This is a genomic window from Corynebacterium halotolerans YIM 70093 = DSM 44683 (assembly GCF_000341345.1).
GTDB classification, from domain to species: Bacteria; Actinomycetota; Actinomycetes; order Mycobacteriales; family Mycobacteriaceae; genus Corynebacterium; species Corynebacterium halotolerans.
The window spans coordinates 1,324,940-1,341,985 of record NC_020302.1 but is presented as its reverse complement, the minus strand read 5'-3'; the positions used below and the strand labels follow the sequence as shown (position 1 = coordinate 1,341,985).

Annotated in this window: 19 protein-coding genes; all 19 read right to left on the bottom strand. The window is 67.8% G+C overall.

All coding sequences use genetic code 11. The features are described from left to right. Positions 1-5: 5 nt before the first annotated feature. A complete protein-coding gene (locus A605_RS06260) occupies positions 6-938 on the bottom strand; it encodes a tetratricopeptide repeat protein (RefSeq protein ID WP_015400664.1) in 933 nt (310 codons plus the stop codon). Continuing rightward, positions 938-1,246 (bottom strand): thiamine-binding protein, encoded by a 309-nt coding sequence (locus tag A605_RS06255; RefSeq protein WP_015400663.1) that lies wholly within the window; start codon positions 1,244-1,246, stop codon positions 938-940. Before A605_RS06255 ends, A605_RS06260 begins: the two co-directional genes overlap by 1 nt. Positions 1,247-1,277: 31 nt before the next feature. Then, the gene (locus tag A605_RS06250) at positions 1,278-1,601 is read right to left on the bottom strand and encodes a hypothetical protein (protein ID WP_042440087.1); all 324 of its coding nucleotides are present in this window, start codon (positions 1,599-1,601) and stop codon (positions 1,278-1,280) included. Beyond that, the gene (gene nucS, locus A605_RS06245; protein WP_015400661.1) at positions 1,602-2,294 is read right to left on the bottom strand and encodes an endonuclease NucS; all 693 of its coding nucleotides are present in this window, start codon (positions 2,292-2,294) and stop codon (positions 1,602-1,604) included. 20 nt (positions 2,295-2,314) lie between these two features. Beyond that, the gene (locus A605_RS06240) at positions 2,315-2,779 is read right to left on the bottom strand and encodes a DUF2550 domain-containing protein (RefSeq protein ID WP_015400660.1); all 465 of its coding nucleotides are present in this window, start codon (positions 2,777-2,779) and stop codon (positions 2,315-2,317) included. 250 nt (positions 2,780-3,029) lie between these two features. Then, positions 3,030-3,401, bottom strand: coding sequence for a F0F1 ATP synthase subunit epsilon (locus A605_RS06235; protein ID WP_015400659.1), 372 nt, complete (start codon positions 3,399-3,401; stop codon positions 3,030-3,032). Between the two features lie 10 nt (positions 3,402-3,411). Next, positions 3,412-4,857 (bottom strand): F0F1 ATP synthase subunit beta, encoded by a 1,446-nt coding sequence (gene atpD, locus A605_RS06230; protein ID WP_027004461.1) that lies wholly within the window; start codon positions 4,855-4,857, stop codon positions 3,412-3,414. 3 nt (positions 4,858-4,860) lie between these two features. After that, the gene (locus tag A605_RS06225; RefSeq protein ID WP_015400657.1) at positions 4,861-5,841 is read right to left on the bottom strand and encodes a F0F1 ATP synthase subunit gamma; all 981 of its coding nucleotides are present in this window, start codon (positions 5,839-5,841) and stop codon (positions 4,861-4,863) included. A 56-nt stretch (positions 5,842-5,897) separates the two neighbouring features. Further along, positions 5,898-7,541 carry a F0F1 ATP synthase subunit alpha gene (gene atpA, locus A605_RS06220; RefSeq protein ID WP_015400656.1) on the bottom strand — a complete coding sequence of 548 codons (1,644 nt, stop codon included), beginning with the start codon at positions 7,539-7,541 and terminating at the stop codon, positions 5,898-5,900. A 57-nt stretch (positions 7,542-7,598) separates the two neighbouring features. Then, positions 7,599-8,417, bottom strand: coding sequence for a F0F1 ATP synthase subunit delta (locus tag A605_RS06215; protein WP_015400655.1), 819 nt, complete (start codon positions 8,415-8,417; stop codon positions 7,599-7,601). 5 nt (positions 8,418-8,422) lie between these two features. Further along, complete coding sequence (locus A605_RS06210) at positions 8,423-8,992, bottom strand: F0F1 ATP synthase subunit B (protein WP_015400654.1); 570 nt, start codon at positions 8,990-8,992, stop codon at positions 8,423-8,425. Between the two features lie 33 nt (positions 8,993-9,025). Then, positions 9,026-9,271 (bottom strand): ATP synthase F0 subunit C, encoded by a 246-nt coding sequence (locus tag A605_RS06205; RefSeq protein WP_015400653.1) that lies wholly within the window; start codon positions 9,269-9,271, stop codon positions 9,026-9,028. A 93-nt stretch (positions 9,272-9,364) separates the two neighbouring features. Further along, positions 9,365-10,162 (bottom strand): F0F1 ATP synthase subunit A, encoded by a 798-nt coding sequence (gene atpB / locus A605_RS06200; RefSeq protein ID WP_015400652.1) that lies wholly within the window; start codon positions 10,160-10,162, stop codon positions 9,365-9,367. Positions 10,163-10,718: 556 nt separating this feature from the next. Next, a complete protein-coding gene (locus tag A605_RS06195) occupies positions 10,719-11,144 on the bottom strand; it encodes a Cg1360 family ATP-synthase-associated protein (protein ID WP_081602167.1) in 426 nt (141 codons plus the stop codon). A gap of 76 nt (positions 11,145-11,220) precedes the next feature. After that, entirely contained in the window at positions 11,221-12,396 is a 1,176-nt protein-coding gene (locus A605_RS06190) for an MraY family glycosyltransferase (RefSeq protein WP_015400650.1), read from the bottom strand. Continuing rightward, positions 12,397-13,056, bottom strand: a complete 660-nt coding sequence (locus A605_RS06185) for an L-threonylcarbamoyladenylate synthase (protein WP_015400649.1) — start codon at positions 13,054-13,056, stop codon at positions 12,397-12,399. A 28-nt stretch (positions 13,057-13,084) separates the two neighbouring features. Next, positions 13,085-13,930, bottom strand: a complete 846-nt coding sequence (gene prmC, locus A605_RS06180) for a peptide chain release factor N(5)-glutamine methyltransferase (RefSeq protein ID WP_015400648.1) — start codon at positions 13,928-13,930, stop codon at positions 13,085-13,087. A 1-nt stretch (position 13,931) separates the two neighbouring features. After that, a complete protein-coding gene (gene prfA / locus A605_RS06175) occupies positions 13,932-15,005 on the bottom strand; it encodes a peptide chain release factor 1 (RefSeq protein ID WP_015400647.1) in 1,074 nt (357 codons plus the stop codon). Continuing rightward, complete coding sequence (gene rho, locus A605_RS06170; protein WP_015400646.1) at positions 15,005-16,960, bottom strand: transcription termination factor Rho; 1,956 nt, start codon at positions 16,958-16,960, stop codon at positions 15,005-15,007. Before rho ends, prfA begins: the two co-directional genes overlap by 1 nt. Positions 16,961-17,046 lie beyond the last annotated feature (86 nt).

The window sequence follows — 17,046 nt, the reverse complement described above, 5'->3', positions numbered from 1 at the left end:
TGCCCTCAGAACAGGGCGCTGGCCATCTTCGTCCGCGCGGTGACCACCCGTGGATCGGCGGCGTCGAAGAGCGCGAACAGCTCGACCAGGCGGTCGCGCACGCGGGTCCTGTCCTCGCCGGCCTGCGTGGTCATCAGGGCGATGAGCCGGTCGAAGGCCTTCTCGGGGGCCCCGGCGACGATCTCGGCGTCGGCGGCGTCGAACTGCTTGTCGACGTCCGCCGGGTCCGCGTCGGCGGTGGCGACCGGGTCGTCGGTGCGCTCCGCGGGGTTGAGCCGCTTGAGCAGACGGGCGGTGTCGCGGGCCTGGGCGATCTCGGCGTTCTTCGGATCACCGGTGAGGATGTCCTCGTAGATGGCGATCGCGGCGTCGAAGTCGCCGGTGTTGAGCGCGGAGGTCGCGGCGTCGAGACGCGGGTCCTCCGGCTCCTCCTGCGGTGCCGCGGTCGGCTGGGCGTCGAGCCCCTGCAGCTGCGGGCCGACCTGCTGGACGAGCGCATCGATCCACTGCTTGACCGCGTCCCTCGGCTGACCACCCTCGAAATTGGTCAGCGGATGGCCGGCGGCGAGCGCGATCACCGTGGGCAGGCCGGTCACGCCGAAAGCCTGCGCCACCTCGGGGGTGGCGTCGGCGTCGACGTAGGCCGCGATGAAGCTGAGCCCGCCCCCGGAGGCCAGGGCCTGCAGGTCGGCCTTCAGCTGCTCGGAGTCGGGGCTGCGTGGGGTTCCCACCAGGACGACCACCGGCACCTGCAGCGAACGGCGGACGACCTCCTCCTCGAAGTTGGCGGGCGTGACGGTGAGGAAGGGTTGGACGCCGCCGGCTGCGGGCTGCTGCCCGTTTTGCTGTGTCCGGGCGGCCTGCTGGCGGGCCTCGGCACGGGCCTTGACCTCACCGAGGTCCAGGGCCCCGGAGACGAAGCGGTTCGGGGTGGTCACTACTTCCCACCTCCGAGGCGCTTCTCCACGGAGTCGACCTTCTGGGTCAGCTGCCCGGTGTGCCCGGGGCGGATATCGGCCTTGAGGACGAGCGAGACGCGCGGGGAGACCGCGAGGACGGCGTCGGTGGCCTCCTTGACCACGGCCATCACCTCGTCCCACTCCCCCTCGATCAGGGTGAACATGGCGTTGGTCTCGTTCGGCAGGCCGGAGGCCCGCACGACGCGCACGGCCTCGGAGACGGCGTCGGCCATCTCAGCCGTCGGGCTCGGGGTCTCGGTCGGGGCGACGGAAAAAGCGATGATCATGTCCACCAGGCTACCCGTTGCGGGTTCCGCGTCACCGCCGGTCCCAACAGTGGCGGTGCCAGTGCCGCCGGTCGTCGGCGCCGCGGCCCGTCTCCTTCGGCCAGGCGACGATGTGCGCCACCCCGGGAGGGATGTTCTGGTTGCACCCGGGGCAGACGTAGAACTTCTTCGCCGCGTGCGAGCCCATGTGACGGAACAGGTACGGCTCACCGAAGGTCCAGCGCGGACCCTCCGTCTCCTGCGTGCCGTAGAAGGCGGCCCCGTCGCGCGGCAGCTCCCGCGGCACGGCGCGCTGATCCCGGCGTCCCGGATTCCCGCGGCCGGCCCCACGGGACGGGCGGTTCCTGCGTGGCATCTAGAACAACCGCAGCTCGTCGCTCTCGATGCCGCGCAGCGCCTGGTAGTCCAGGGTCACGCAGCGGATGCCGCGGTCCTCGGCCAGGGTGCGCGCCTGCGGCTTGATCTGCTGGGCGGCGAACACGCCCTGCACGGGCCGGAGCAGCTCATCGCGGTTGAGCAGTTCGAGGTAGCGGCTCAGCTGCTCGACGCCGTCGATGCCGCCGCGGCGCTTGACCTCCACGGCGACGGTGACCCCGTCGTGGTCCTTCGCGAGGATGTCCACCGGTCCGATCGCGGTCGGGAACTCGCGGCGGATGAGGCTGTAACCCTCGCCGAGGGTGGTGATGTGCTCGGCGAGCAGCTCCTGCAGGTGGGCCTCCACGCCGTCCTTGACCAGGCCGGGGTCCTCCCCCAGCTCGAAGGTCCGCTCGTGGTGCACGGCCTCGATGGTGATGCGCAGCTGCTCCCCCTTGGGGTTCTCCACGATCCACAGCAGGTCACCGGTGTCCTCGCCGTCCTCGTCCGTGATCGGCGATTCCGTGACACTGCAGGGCGGGGTCATCCAGTTCAGGGGTTTGTACGCGCGGTCGTCGGCGTGGACGGAGACGGAACCGTCGGCCTTGATCATGAGGAGACGATCCGCCATGGGCAGGTGGGCCTCCAGACGGCCGACATAATCAACTGAGCAGCGGGCGATGACGAGACGCATGAAATCCAGGGTATCGGAGTTCAGTTCCGGCCCCGTCGCCGGGTGATCTTCTCCCGCAGGGCGTGGTGGTCGATGCGCTCCTGGCGGATGTGCGGGGCGGACTCCACCCAGGCGGTCAGCGCCATCGCCCCGTGCGGATCCAGGGCGATCTCGTAGCGGGTCCCACCGAAGGAGATGTCGAAGACGCCCAGTCCCGGGGCCATGAAAGAGGACTCCGCGGCCGTCAACCCGCGGGTGCCGTGGAACTCGGCGGTCTTGCGGTTGAACACGAGGTTCGCCATCGGCGAGATGGAGCGCAGCTTGAAGTACTCCAGGTCGTCACCGTTGTAGCGGATGGTCCCGTGCCGCCAGCCGTGGGTGCCGCCGGCGGGCAGCCGGCGCAGGATGACAGTGGTGCCCCGGGATCTGAGAGTCAGAAAACGCCATGCTGCGAGCAGCACGGCGAGAACGGCGATGACGATCAGTACCCACATCACGATGTCCACGGCGCGCTCCTTGTTGTCGTCTCCGTCCCCGGAAAGGGTGGTGACCCGCGCTGCTCGACGCTGTCGCCGGAGAGGATGGTTAGCTGACGAGTCTACCAACCGGGCCGCCGTCGCCAAACTCGCCGGACAGCAAAACACACCCGCAGGTCAGCGCCCCATTTCGGGGCTCTGACCGGCGGGTGTGTCGAGAGAGGAAGAGGCGAAAGACGCGGTGCCTTCAGATGCCTTCAGCCTGGGGCCGGTGGTCCGGCTAGGCTTCTGCCTTGCGACGGACGGCGCGCAGACCGGCCTCGGCGCGGGACCGGGTCAGCTCGTCGTCATGCTGTGCGTCGGACTCCGCGGCGGAGGTGTCCACCTCGTCGGCCCAGACAGCGAAGTCGGCGAGGATGGTGACCTTCTCCGCCGAGACGGAGAGGAAGCCACCCTGGACGGCGGCGACGAGCTTGTCACCGTCGACCGGGCGAATGGTCACGACACCGTTCTCGACCAGCTGGCCGAGCACGGGCTCGTGGCCGGGCAGCACGCCGATCTCACCCTCGGTGGTCTCCGCGGTGACGATGGTGGCCTGTCCGGACCACAGCATGCGCTCCACGGAAACCAGTTCCACGGTGATGTCAGCCATGTGCGTCTCCCTACTTCTCGGTCATCTTCTTGTACGCGGCCTCGACGTCGTCCAGGCCACCCAGGCCGTTGAAGGCCTGCTCCGGGTAGTGGTCGAAGTCGCCGTCGCAGATGCGCTCGAAGGCCTCGATGGTGTGCTCCAGCGGGACGTAGGAGCCCGGCAGGCCGGTGAACTTCTCCGCGACGAAGAAGTTCTGGCCCAGGAAGCGCTCCAGACGACGGGCACGCTGGACGGTGATCTTGTCCTCCTCGCCCAGCTCGTCCATACCGAGGATGGCGATGATGTCCTGCAGCTCCTTGTTCTTCTGCAGGATACCGATGACGCGCTGCGCGACCGCGTAGTGACGCTCGCCGACGATGCCCGGCTCGAGGATACGGGAGGTCGAGGTCAGCGGGTTCACGGCCGGGTAGATGCCCTTCGACGCGATGGAGCGGTCGAGCTCGGTGGTCGCATCCAGGTGGGCGAAGGTCGTCGCCGGGGCCGGGTCGGTGTAGTCGTCGGCGGGGACGTAGACGGCCTGCAGGGAGGTGATCGAACGGCCCTTGGTGGAGGTGATTCGCTCCTGCAGGACACCCATCTCGTCAGCCAGGGTCGGCTGGTAACCGACGGCGGAGGGCATACGACCCAGCAGGGTCGAGACCTCGGAGCCGGCCTGGGTGAAACGGAAGATGTTGTCGATGAACAGCAGCACGTCCTGGTGCTGGACATCGCGGAAGTACTCCGCCATGGTCAGACCGGACAGCGCCACGCGCATACGGACTCCCGGGGGCTCGTCCATCTGGCCGAAGACCAGCGCGGTGTCCTGGAGAACGCCCATCTCCTCCATCTCGAGGAAGAGGTCGGTGCCCTCACGGGTGCGCTCGCCGACGCCGGCGAACACGGAGGTACCGGAGAACTCGCGGGCGATACGGGTGATCATCTCCTGGATGAGGACCGTCTTGCCCACGCCGGCGCCACCGAACAGGCCGATCTTGCCGCCCTTGACGTACGGGGTCAGCAGGTCGATGACCTTGATGCCGGTCTCGAGGATCTCGGTCTTGCCCTCGAGCTGGTCGAAGGGCGGCGGGTCGCGGTGGATGCCCCACTGCTCGCCGTCGCGGCCGAGGCCCGGCTCGTCGAGGCAGTCACCCAGGGCGTTGAACACGTGGCCCTTGACGACGTCGCCGACCGGGACGGAGATCGGGTTGCCGGTGTCCGTGACAGTGGCGCCGCGGATGAGACCGTCGGTCGGGGCCATGGCCACGGTACGGATCAGGTTGTCGCCGAGGTGCTGGGCGACCTCGAGCGTGATGGTCTTGGCGACTGCCTCGAGGGTGACCTCGACAGTCAGCGCGTTGTACAGGGCGGGCAGCTCGCCGCGGGGGAACTCCACGTCGACGACCGCACCCGTGACGCGCACGACACGGCCGGCGCTGGACGCCCGCTGCACGTTCTGCTCTTCGAGAGCTGTAGTCATAATCTAGTCACTTTCTCCGCTTTCGGCGAGCGCGCCAGCGCCACCGACGATCTCTGTGATTTCCTGGGTGATCTGCGCCTGGCGGGCCTGGTTGGCCACGCGCGAGAGGTCATGGACCAGCTCGGTCGCGTTGTCGGTCGCAGACTTCATCGCGTTGCGGCGGGACGCCGACTCGGCGGCCGAGGCCTCGAGGAACATCGCGAACAGGCTGCGCGAGACGTACTTGGGCAGCAGCTCACCGAGCAGCGTGTCCGCGTCCGGCTCGAAGTCGTAGTCCGGGGCGAGGTCGCTCCCGCGATCCTCCAGCGCGCTCTCGCCGAGCTCCATCTCCTCTTCCTGGATGACGGGCTCGATCGGCAGGAGCTGCTGGGCGCGCGGGTGCTGGCTCAGCATGGACTCGAACTCGGTGTAGACCACGTGGACCTGGTCGAAGCCGCGCACCGGGGTGTCCTCCCCGGAGTTCAGGCCCTCCCGGTACTTCGCCTCACCGGTCGAACCGGCGATGAAGCCGTCGATCAGGTGGCGGCGCACGTCATGGGTGGCCTCCCAGGACGGGTCCTGTGAGAACCCGGTCCAGGCACCGGCGACCGGTTCCTCACGGAACTGGTAGTAGCCGACGCCCTTGCTGCCCGTGACGTAACGGACAACCTCGTAGCCGGCCTCCCCGAGCATCTTCTCGAGCTCGGCGGCCTTCTTGAACACGTTGTAGTTGTAGCCACCGGCCATGCCTCGGTCGGAGGTCACCACCAGGACAGCGGCGACCTTCCCGTCCTCACGCTCTCGGAGCATGGGGTGATCCAGGGTGCTCGCAGCGGCCAGCCGCTCCATGACGTTCGACAGCTCGTGGGCGTACGGCAGCGAGGCAGCAACCCGGGCCTGCGCCTTGGTGATGCGCGAGGTGGCGATCAGCTCCTGAGCCTTGGTGATCTTCTTGGTCGAGTTGACGGACCGGATGCGGTCACGCAATTCGCGAAGATTAGCCATGGTTCACACTCCTCCCTTCTGTGTAGCCGACGGTTTCGTAGTGGGGCATCCGTGCCCTACTTCTTGGCCGTCTTGCGGGGGACGTTGAGCTGGGTCTTCTTGACCTCGTCGCCGGAGAGCGCCTCGGCGTCCTGCTCGTTGATGACCGGACGGCCCTCAGAGGTCTGGAAGGTGCGGCTGAACTCGTCGGCCGCGCCCAGGAGGGCCTCCTTGGACTCGTCGGACAGCGCGGCGCCACCGGCGATCTGCTCGAAGACCTGCGGGGTGTTCGCGTTGAGGTACTCGTGCAGCTCGAACTCGAAGCGACGGACGTCCTCGACGGGAACGACGTCGAAGACACCCTCGTTCGCCAGGAAGATGGAGACCATCTGGAACTCCACCGCCTGCGGGGAAGACTCGGACTGCTTCAGCAGCTCGACCAGGCGCTGACCGCGCTCCAGCTGAGCCTTGGAGGCGGAGTCCAGGTCGGACGCGAAGGTCGCGAAGGCCTCGAGGTCACGGTAGGCGGCCAGGTCCAGACGCAGCGAACCGGCGACCTTCTTCATGCCCTTGGTCTGGGCGGCGCCACCGACACGGGAGACGGAGACACCGACGTTGATGGCCGGACGGATGCCCTGGTTGAACAGGTCGGACTCGAGGAAGACCTGGCCGTCGGTGATGGAGATGACGTTGGTCGGAATGAAGGCCGACACGTCGTTCGCCTTGGTCTCGATGATCGGCAGTGCGGTCATCGAGCCGGCGCCCAGCTCGTCGTTGAGCTTGGCGGCGCGCTCCAGCAGACGGGAGTGCAGGTAGAACACGTCACCCGGGTAGGCCTCACGGCCCGGCGGGCGGCGCAGCAGCAGGGAGATCGCACGGTAGGCCTCGGCCTGCTTGGTCAGATCATCGTAGATGACCAGAACGTGGTTGCCCTGGTACATCCAGTGCTGACCCAGGGCGGCACCGGCGAACGGGGCCAGCCACTTGAAACCGGCGGAGTCGGAGGCCGGAGCCGCGACGATCGTCGTGTACTCCAGGGCGCCCTGCTCCTCCAGCGTCTTGCGCACGCCGGCGATGGTGGAGCCCTTCTGACCGATCGCGACGTAGATGCAGCGGACCTGCTTGTCCTTGTCGCCGGACTCCCAGTTGGCCTTCTGGTTGAGGATGGTGTCGATGCACACCGCGGTCTTACCGGTCTTACGGTCGCCGATGATCAGCTGACGCTGACCACGGCCGATCGGGGTCATCGCATCGATGGCCTTGATGCCGGTCTGCATCGGCTCCTCGACCGGCTGGCGGTCGAGCACGCCGGCGGCCTGCAGCTCGAGGACGCGGTCCTCTTCCGCCGCGATGGCGCCGAGACCGTCGATCGGCACGCCCAGGGGGTTGATCACTCGGCCGAGGAAATCCTCGCCGACCGGGATGGACAGGACCTCGCCCGTCCGCTTGACCTCGTCGCCCTCCGTGAGGGTCTCGTAGTTACCCAGGACCACGACGCCGACGGAGTCGGTGTCGAGGTTCTGCGCGACGCCGATGACGCCGCCCGGGAATTCGAGGAGCTCATTCGCCATGACAGACGGGAGCCCCGAAACCTGGGCAATACCGTCCGCCGCCGAAATGACCACGCCGACCTCCTCACGGGAGGCCTCCGCGGAGTAGCTCGAGGTGTAGTTCGCTATCGCGCTACGGATCTCATCGGAGGAGATCGTCAGCTCCGCCATGTTCTTCCTGCTCTCGGTTGTGTCTTCCAGCATTATCTATCAAGTAAAGGTCGTGTCCTAGACAAGCGAGGCGCGCATGCGGGCGATCTTGCCCGCGGTGCTGCCGTCGATGATCTCGTCCTCGACGCGGATGGTCATGCCACCGAGGAGGCTGGGGTCAACCTCAGAGTGGATGGACATCGCACGACCGTAAATCCGTCCCAGCTTCTCGGCGAGCGCCGCCTGCTGGACCTCATTCAGCTCTGCCGCTGCGACAACATGCGCGACCGAACGGCCCTGCAGCTGTGCTGCCATGGCCGCCAGATCGGCGATGTCGTCGGCCGGGTTGTGCTCCGGGCGACCGATCACCTGCAGCGCGAGCGCCTCGGTGACCATGGTGACCTTGCCGTAGAGCACGTTCGCCAGCAGCCCACGCCTGCGCGTGGACTCCGTGTTCCGGTCGGAGAGCAGCTGGGTCAGCTGGCCCTCCTGCTCCAGAATGCGGCTGAGGCGGAAGAGCTCGTCCTCGACCTGGCCCAGCTGGCCCTGGGTCTCGGCACCGCGCAGCAGTGCACGACGACCGAGGGAGACCAGGCCGGCACGGAACTCCCGCGGGCTCGACCAGATGCGGCCGGCGGCCTCGCGCAGCACCTCGAGGGTGGTGTCAGCGACCTTGCCACCGAACACGGCCCGGATCAGGCCCGTGCGCTGCTCGGCCGGGGCGGAGGCCTCGGCGACTGCGACACGCAGGGCGCGGTCGCCGTCGAGAACCTCGACGACGTCGAACAGTTCGGTGCCGGTCTGTGCGGAGATGGCCACGGCATTGTCGGACCTGGAGATGACTCCGTCCAGGTGGGACTCGAGCTGTGCTAGTGCTTCGCGGCTCGCTGCGTGCATGTCGCTCACTTTCCTGCCGGTGCCACGGTGTCGAGGTCGGACAGGAACGAGTCAATCGTGCCGGAGCGCTTGGTGGCGTCGGAAAGCTCGCCACCGAGCAGGCGCTCGGCCAGGTTGATCGAGTTCTGTCCCATCTCCTTGCGAAGCTCAACCACGACCTGCTCACGCTGGGCCTGCAGCTGCTTCTCACCGGACTCGATGATGCGGTTGCTCTCCTCGGACGCCTTGGCCTTCATGTCGGCCTCGATCTGCTTGCCCTTCTCGCGGGCCTGTTCGCGGATCTCGGCTGCCTCGGCACGGGCCTCGGCGAGCTGCGCGTTGTACTTCTCAAGTGCAGCCTTGGCCTCAGCCTGAGCAGCCTCGGCGCGCTGAATGCCGCCCTTGATCCGGTCCTCACGCTCGGTCAGGACCTCCTGGAACTTCGGAAGCACAAACTTCCAGAAGATGAGCAGGATGACGACGAGCGGAATGATGGACCAGACGATGTCGTAGGTCTTGGGCAGGAGAATGGAGTTGCCGCCTTCCATGGGAAAGGTCTCCGCCTCCTGCGCAAGGTAGTAGATGACGTTCGTCATGAGTCTCCAGTCTTCGTTTGTTCTGCCCGTTTATTAGTTGGTGAACAGGAAGCCGGCGACCAGGCCGATGAGGGCCAGGGCCTCAACGAAGGCGATACCCAGGAACATGGTGGTGCGGAGCTGGCCGGCCATCTCGGGCTGGCGGGCCATGCCCTCCAGAGCCTTGCCGACGAGGATGCCGATGCCGAGGCCCGGGCCGATGGTGGCAATGCCGTAGCCGACAGCGCCGAGGTTAGGGGCGGCGGCGGCAGCGTCCTGGGCGAGGATGATCTCGTTCATTGAAAGTCGTTCCCTTTCTTGGTGCCCGGCGTCTGCGCCGGGCGAGATGGTTTTTCAGTGGGGGTATTCAGTTGACCGCGAAACCGCGATTCATCAGTGCGAGTCCGCATGCAACGACAGCTCGATGTACACCGCGACCAGCAGGGCGAAGATGTAGGCCTGCAGGAAGATGATGATGCACTCGTACAGCGTGAATGCGATTGCTGCAATCTGAGTCACTCCAGCCATCGCGGTCCAGCCGTTCATCTGCCAGAAGAAGAAGTTAGTGGCAGAGAACAGTAGAACCAAGATGAGGTGTCCCGCAAGGAAGTTCGCCATGAGACGAAGCGCGAGAGTGACCGGACGCATGATGAACGTCGAGAAGAACTCGATCGGCACCACCAGGATGTGGAGGGCCGGGGGGAGGTTCGGGATGACCACGGAGGACTTCATGAACTTGAAGAAGCCGTAGCGCTTGGCGCCGGCGTAGATCATCGTGACGTATCCCAGAATCGCCAGGGCGATCGGCATGCCGATACGCGCGTTAGGCGAGACGTTCAAACCCGGAATGACCGCGGGGATGTTCATCGCCAGGACGGCGAAGAAGATGGTGGCGATGACCGGCAGGAACCGGCGCCCCTCCTTCTTGCCGAGAATGTCCTCGGCGATGTGCACCCGCACGAAGTCAAGAGCGAGCTCTGCGAAGTTCTGCAGCCCACGCGGAACCAGCTTGGGGTTCCGCATGGCGACGATAAACAGGACGGCGAGGATCACCGTCATCAGAATGCGGATCAACATGAGGCGGTCAAGCGCGAACCAACCGTTGGCGAAATCGGTCAGTATCATGTCGCCGTAGGTTTCCCCCGGGAAAAATTCTGAATCCAGGTCGGGTGCGTGGAACTCACCCTTCATGGACAGTGTTGTAACGCTCAGCGTTCTCTCCCGTGTTAGGGCCGGGCGGATTGTCAGTTCCGCACGGTGCGATGGACGTCTGAAAACTCTCTGGCACCACCACGGACTCCGTCGCACATCAGCGAGGCGGTGACAGGGGATGCACCACAGGCAGGTTCCTGCGGCGCAGACGTAACTATCGCACGAACGCAGGGGACTTGCCGGGCTAACCCGCAGGACAGCCTATCAGTCGAAACGTTCTTTCTCCCCCACGAGGTGGGGTATCTTCCCCTCCCCCGGTGGACGGCCCCGAAAATCGCCGGTATAGGGCCTATTCCCCCTGCTGTAAGGTCTGTCACACTCGCCTTTTCCCTACCTCCGTCGGGGGTGGTCCCGCACGAAATCCGATGGAAAAGATACGGCCCGTCCCCCACGTATGAGACAGCTTCCGGGCGCTCCGCCCCTGGTGCGATCGTGGGGGCGGCGGGAAAACGGACAAAACGGGGTGGGAGCGCGATCGCAATCGCATTCCCACCCCGTACCGCCCCCGCCGGCCGTCCGGAAGGGCCGGCCGACGTCAGCTGGTGTAGGTCACCCGCGCGGTGATGACCCCCCAGACCTCGGTCGCCAGCACGACGATCAGCGCCAGCACCGTGGTCACCATCAGCGCCGCCTCGTTGTAGAAGGTCAGGTCCCGGATCAGCGCGAGCACCAGGACCAGCACGACGATCTTGAGCAGCCAGCTGCCGAGCACCACCGCCCCGGTCGTCGAGGGGGTGGAATTGGCGGTCAGCAGCACGCTCAGCGCCGTCAGCAGCACCATGCCGCCGCCGATCGCGGCGCCGATGACCACTCCCCAGATGCCGGGCAGGTCCCGCCAGGCGCCCCAGATGACCAGGGAGATGATCATGATGACCACGAGCGCGACCGAGCCCAGGCGGAGGGCACGTACCAGCGGGCGGCGCGGGTCGTCGTACTCGGAGACCGTGTCGGCGGTGTCCACGGTGTCGTCGTTGTCGGGGGTGTTGTTCTGCGGGGTGCTCACGAGGGGGAATCCTACCCGCCGCACCGGGTGCGCCCTATTCCGGTTCGGTGTGGGTGACCACGGTGCTCGACCTCCCCCGCCCCAGCTTGCCGGCACGGGCCGGCACCAGGGTGACCAGAGCGGCGATGACGACGGCCACGACCGAGGCGATCAGCGCCCAGCGGGCGGGCACGACCGAGAAACTCACCGCGCCGAAGGCCACGACCGAGACCCACAGGTAGAGCACCAGCACGGTGCGGCGGTGGGTGTGGCCGAGCGAGAGCAGCCGGTGGTGCAGGTGCATCTTGTCCGCGGAGAACGGTGAGGTACCCCGCGCCAGGCGCCGCACGACGGCGAGCACGAGGTCGAGGACGGGCACGAACACCGCCGCGGCCACCACGATGATGGGGCTCATCAGGGCCACGATGTCGGCGGTGCCGTAGAGGCTCATGTTGATCTTGCCCGACGCCGAGGTGGACGCCGCCGCCAGCAGCAGGCCGATGAGCATCGAACCGGAATCACCCATGAAGATGCGCGACGGCTCGAAGTTGTGGGGCAGAAAGCCCAGGCACACCCCCACCAGTCCGGCGGCGATGATCGCCGGCGGGTAGGCGGAGACCGCCCCGCCCTGGTCGTGGAGGACGGTCAGGGAGAACAGCAGGATCGCCCCGCCGGCGATCATGCCCAGCCCCGCGGCCAGTCCGTCCAGACCGTCGACGAAGTTGATCGCGTTGACCACCGCCACGGTGAAGATCGTGGTCACGATGGTGGCCTGGACCTGGTCGAGGACCACCGTCGTGCCGTCCCCGACGGGCAGGTAGAGCAGCGTCCACGACAGGCCCAGCACGCTCAGCGTGATCGCCGAGAGCAGCTGACCGATCAGTTTGGTGACCGCGTCGAGTTCGTAGAGGTCGTCGAGCACGCCGACGACCACGATGGCGAACGCCGCCCACACCACCGCGTTCATCTCCGGGGTGATCGGCATGAACCCGCGGGTCAGGGCGGGCAGCTGCGCGGCGAGGAAGACGGCCGCGAGGAAGCCGGAGAACATCGCCACCCCGCCGAGGCGCGGGGTGGGCTGGGTGTGGACGTCACGAGTGCGGATCTCGGCGACCCTGCCGGCCCGCACCATCAGCGAGCGGATGACGCCGGTGGTCAGGTAGGTGATGGCCGCCGCCACCAGGATGACCAGTCCCAGCTCCCGCAGCGGAACTCCGGCAGCGGCCGCCATCTAGTCGGCGCCCCGCAGGGTCTCCGGGGACACGCCGATGACCTCACCGATGCGCTCGGCGCTGATCGCACCCTCACGCAGCAGGCGCGGGGTGGGGCCGGACAGGTCGACGATGCTCGACGGCTTGCCGACGGGCGTTTCACCGCCGTCGAGGTAGACCGACACGGCGGAGCCCAGCTGCTGCTTGGCCGCGATCGCGGTGGTCGGCGGCTGCTTACCGGAGATGTTCGCCGAGGACACGGCCATCGGGCCGACCTCGCGCAGCAGCTCGATGGCCACGGGGTGCAGCGGCATGCGCAGCATCACGGTGCCGCGGGTGTCGCCGAGGTTCCACGGCAGGCTCGGCGCCTGCGGGACGACGATGGACAGCCCACCCGGCCAGAACGCCTCGACCAGGGTGCGGGCCTGGGCGGTGTACTCGCGGACCAGGCCCTGGATGGTGTCCCAGGAGCCGATGAGCACGGGCACCGGCATGTCGGGGCCGCGGTGCTTGGTGGCCAGCAGGTTGGCCACGGCGTTGTTGTCGAAGGCGTCGCAGCCGAGCCCGTAGAGGGTGTCGGTGGGCAGGACCACCAGGCGCCCGCCCTTGACGGCGTCGACCGCCGCCCGTATGCCTTCGGCGCGGCTGGTTTCGTCGGCGCAGGAATGGATTCTGCTCACTGAGACTCCCCTCGGTGGTCTATGTTGGTCAGTCAGACAGTTTACTCGCGGTGACAAACCGGGCCCGACCGGTCAGGTCGGTGAGCACCTCCGGCTCATGGAAGCCACCGTGCGCACGCACCGCCTGCCGCACCTGTTCCGAGGTGGAGTCGTCGTGTTCGATGCCCACCGCTCCCCCGTCCTTGAGCAGGGCGTGGATCGTGGGCAGCATCGCGTCGATGACGTCCATACCGGACTCACCGGCGAAGACGGCCTCGTGCGGGTCGGCGTAGACCTCCGGGTCGAGGTCCCCGGTCTCCGGCACGTACGGCGGGTTGGTCAGCACCAGGTCGCAGGTGCCGTGCCAGTCGGCGAGCACGCCCGCGTCGGTGGCGTCACCCCGGACGAGGCGCACCCGCGGGGCGAGCGCGGCGATGTTGCGCCGCGCCCACGCGTGGGCGATCTCCTGCTTCTCGACGGCCGCGACCTCGGCGTCGGCCCGCGCGTGCGCCACATACAGCGCCAGCGCGCCGGTGCCGGTGCACAGATCGACCACCCGCGGGGCGTCGGCACCCCGGACCTCCGCCAGCCGGCGCACGCCCCAGTCGGCGAGGACCTCGGTCTCGGGGCGTGGGATGAACACCCCGGGACCGACCGCCAGGTCGAGCGGGCCGAAGGGCGCGGTTCCCAGGATGTGCTGGAGCGGCTCGCGGGCGGCCCGTCGGGCGACGGCGTCGTCGAAGCCGTCCGGCACGGGGCCCTCGGCGTGGCGGAGGACCTCCATCGGGCCCACCCCGAGCAGGTGGGCGGCGATCAGACGGGCGTCGACGGCCGGGGACGGCACCCCGGCCGCGTGCAACCGTGCGGCGGCCTCACGCAGCGCCCGGCCCAGCACCCTATTCCGCCTCGAGGCGCTCGGCCCGCTCGGCGTCCTTCAGGGCGGTCAGCAGATCGTCCATGTTGCCGTCGAGGACGGAGTCGAGGTTGTTGGCCTTGAAGCCGATGCGGTGGTCGGAGATGCGGTTCTCCGGCCAGTTGTAGGTGCGGATGCGCTCGGAGCGGTCCATGGTGCGCACCTGCGCGGCCCGCCCCTCGGCGGCCTCGGCCTCGGCCTTCTCGCGCTCCATCTGCTCCAGGCGAGCGGCGAGCACCTGCATGGCGCGCGCCTTGTTCTGGATCTGGGAGCGCTCGTTCTGGCAGGTGACCACGATGCCGGTGGGCAGGTGGGTCAGGCGCACGGCCGAGTCGGTGGTGTTCACGCCCTGGCCGCCCTTGCCGGAGGAGCGGTAGACGTCGACGCGCAGATCCTTCTCGTTGATCTCCACGGCCTCGACCTCGTCGGGCTCGGGGTAGACGAGCACGCCGGCGGCGGAGGTCTGGATGCGTCCCTGCGACTCGGTCACGGGCACACGCTGGACGCGGTGGACACCGCCCTCGAACTTGAACACGCTCCATGCGCCGTCCCGGGACGGCTGCTTGGACTTGATGGACAAGGTCATGTCCTTGATTCCACCGAGATCCGACTCCGAGAGACCGATAACCTCCCAGGTAAAGCCGTGCTTGTCGGCGTAGCGCTCGTACATGCGGGCGAGGTCGCCGGCGAACAGCGCGGCCTCCTCACCGCCGGCGCCGGCCTTGATCTCCATGATGATGTCGTCGCCGTCGTGCGGGTCGCGGGGTGCCAGCAGGTCGGCGAGCTTCTCCTCCAGCTCCACCTCCTGCTCGGCCAGACGCGCGGCCTCGGCGGCGAACTCGGCGTCCTCGTCGGCCATCTCGCGGGCGGCCTCCAGGTCATCGCGGACCTGGTTGAGCTGGTTGCTGACGTTGATGATCGGCTGCAGCTCGGAGTAGCGCTTGGACACGCGGCGGTAGGCCCCCGGATCCTCGTGCAACGTCGGATCGGACAGCTGTGCCTCAAGTCCCTGGTACTCGGAGACGATGTCGTCGACCGCGGAAACCTGTCCTGCCATTAGGAGTAGTCCTCCTCGTCCTTGTCGGCCGCCATGGGGGCGGAGGATGCGACCTGCATGAGGAACTCGCCGTTCGACTTCGTCTTCTTCAGCTGCTTGATCAGCAGGTCGATCGCCTGCTGCGGATCCAGCGCGGAGAGGATGCGGCGCAGCTTGTGCATCACGCGGGCCTCATCCGGGGCGAGCAGCAGCTCGTCCTTGCGCGTGCCGGAGGGGTTGACGTCCACGGCCGGGAACACGCGGCGCTCGGAGATCTTGCGGTCCAGCTTGAGCTCCGCGTTACCGGTGCCCTTGAACTCCTCGAAGATCACGGTATCGCCGGCGGAACCGGTCTCGACCATCGCGGTGGCGATGATCGTCAGCGAACCACCGTTCTCGATGTTGCAGGCGGCGCCCAGGAAACGCTTCGGCGGGTACAGGGCGTTGGAGTCCACACCACCGGAGAGGATGCGGCCCGACGCCGGCGAGGAGTTGTTGTAGGCACGGCCCAGGCGGGTGATGGAGTCCAGCAGGACGACGACGTCCTTGCCCTGCTCCACCAGGCGCTTCGCGCGCTCGATGGCCAGCTCCGCGACGGCGGTGTGCTCCCCCGGCGGGCGGTCGAAGGTGGAGGCGATGACCTCACCCTTGACCGAGCGCTGCATGTCGGTGACCTCCTCGGGGCGCTCGTCGACGAGGACGACCATGAGGTAGCACTCCGGGTTGTTCGTGGAGATCGCGTTCGCGATGTTCTGCAGGATCGTCGTCTTACCGGCCTTCGGCGGGGAGACGATCAGGGCGCGCTGGCCCTTGCCGATCGGCATGATCAGGTCGATCACGCGGGTGGTCAGGACCTTCTGCTCCGTCTCCAGGCGCAGGCGCTGGTTCGGGTACAGCGGAGTCAGCTTGGAGAAGTCCGGGCGCCCCTTGGCCGACTCGACGTCCATGCCGTTGACCGAGTCCACACGCACCAGCTGGTTGTACTTGCGGCGGTTGCGGCCCTGGCCGTGGGTCTGGCTGCCACCCACCTTCACCTGGCCGGTGATGGCGTCGCCGCCGCGCAGCCCGAAGCGGCGGATCAGCTGGTTGGGGACGAACACGTCGGCCGGGGAGGCGTGGTAGCCGGTGGTGCGCACGAAGGCGGTGTTGTTGTCCACGACGTCGAGGATGCCCGCGACGTCCTGCAGCTCGGTGTTGTCGCCGCCCTGCTGGTTGTCGTGGCGGTCGCCGCCGTCGTGGCCCTGGTTGTCGCCGCGGTTGTTGCGGCGGTTGCGGCGGTTGCGACGACCCCGGCGGCCCTCGCCGTCGTTGTGGTGGTTGTCCTGCTCGCCGCCGCGGTTGCGGCCGCGGCGGTTGCCCTGGCCGCCGTCGTCCTGGCCGGAGTCCTGCTTGTCGCGGGAGTCCTGCTTGCCGGAATCACGCTTGTCGGAGTCCTGCTTGTCGCGGGAGTCCTGCTTGTCGCCCCCCTGCTCGCGCTGGCCGTGACGGGCGCGGTTGCGACGGGCACGACGGGCGGCGGAACGCGATTCGTAGCGCTGCTCGCCGTCGCCGTCCTCGTTGCCGGAGTTGCTGTCGGAGTCGTCGGAATCGTTGCGCTGGCCGTCGCGCTTGTTCTCGTCGCGGCCGGCGTCCCCGGCGTCCCCGGTGTCCGCTGTGCCCGCGGTCGCCTCCGCACTGCCGGAGGTCTCCTCGGTGGTCGTGGTGGCGCGGCGACGACGGCGCGGGGCCGGGGAGTCCCCGGCCTGCTCCTGCGGCTCCTGCCGGACCGGCCCGGTCTGCCCGGCGGTCTCCTCGCCGGCCGCGGCCGGTTCGGACTTGGCCGCCTTGGCGGCCTTCGGGACGACGCCCGACTGGATGGCGGAGATCAGTTCGCCCTTGCGCAGCCCGGAGATGCCCTTGAGACCCTTCTCGGCGGCGATCTTGCGCAGTTCAGGCAGCCTGAGGGCGGACAGGTTCGCCTGGTCGGCGCCTCCCACAGCGGTACCTGCAGCGGTGGCGTTGTCCGTATCGATCACGGATGTCCTTTCATTGCTTCACCAGCCGGGTTTTTCGGGTGCGGTGG

Bases quoted from the DNA above. Each gene is read 5' to 3' on its own strand.
- A605_RS06255 (WP_015400663.1), bottom strand. From the start codon at position 1,246: ATGATCATCGCTTTTTCCGTCGCCCCGACCGAGACCCCGAGCCCGACG.
- A605_RS06250 (WP_042440087.1), bottom strand. From the start codon at position 1,601: ATGCCACGCAGGAACCGCCCGTCCCGTGGGGCCGGCCGCGGGAATCCG.
- nucS (WP_015400661.1), bottom strand. From the start codon at position 2,294: ATGCGTCTCGTCATCGCCCGCTGCTCAGTTGATTATGTCGGCCGTCTG.
- A605_RS06235 (WP_015400659.1), bottom strand. From the start codon at position 3,401: ATGGCTGACATCACCGTGGAACTGGTTTCCGTGGAGCGCATGCTGTGG.
- atpD (WP_027004461.1), bottom strand. From the start codon at position 4,857: ATGACTACAGCTCTCGAAGAGCAGAACGTGCAGCGGGCGTCCAGCGCC.
- A605_RS06225 (WP_015400657.1), bottom strand. From the start codon at position 5,841: ATGGCTAATCTTCGCGAATTGCGTGACCGCATCCGGTCCGTCAACTCG.
- atpA (WP_015400656.1), bottom strand. From the start codon at position 7,541: ATGGCGGAGCTGACGATCTCCTCCGATGAGATCCGTAGCGCGATAGCG.
- A605_RS06215 (WP_015400655.1), bottom strand. From the start codon at position 8,417: ATGCACGCAGCGAGCCGCGAAGCACTAGCACAGCTCGAGTCCCACCTG.
- A605_RS06210 (WP_015400654.1), bottom strand. From the start codon at position 8,992: ATGACGAACGTCATCTACTACCTTGCGCAGGAGGCGGAGACCTTTCCC.
- A605_RS06205 (WP_015400653.1), bottom strand. From the start codon at position 9,271: ATGAACGAGATCATCCTCGCCCAGGACGCTGCCGCCGCCGCCCCTAAC.
- atpB (WP_015400652.1), bottom strand. From the start codon at position 10,162: ATGAAGGGTGAGTTCCACGCACCCGACCTGGATTCAGAATTTTTCCCG.
- A605_RS06190 (WP_015400650.1), bottom strand. From the start codon at position 12,396: ATGGCGGCCGCTGCCGGAGTTCCGCTGCGGGAGCTGGGACTGGTCATC.
- prfA (WP_015400647.1), bottom strand. From the start codon at position 15,005: ATGGCAGGACAGGTTTCCGCGGTCGACGACATCGTCTCCGAGTACCAG.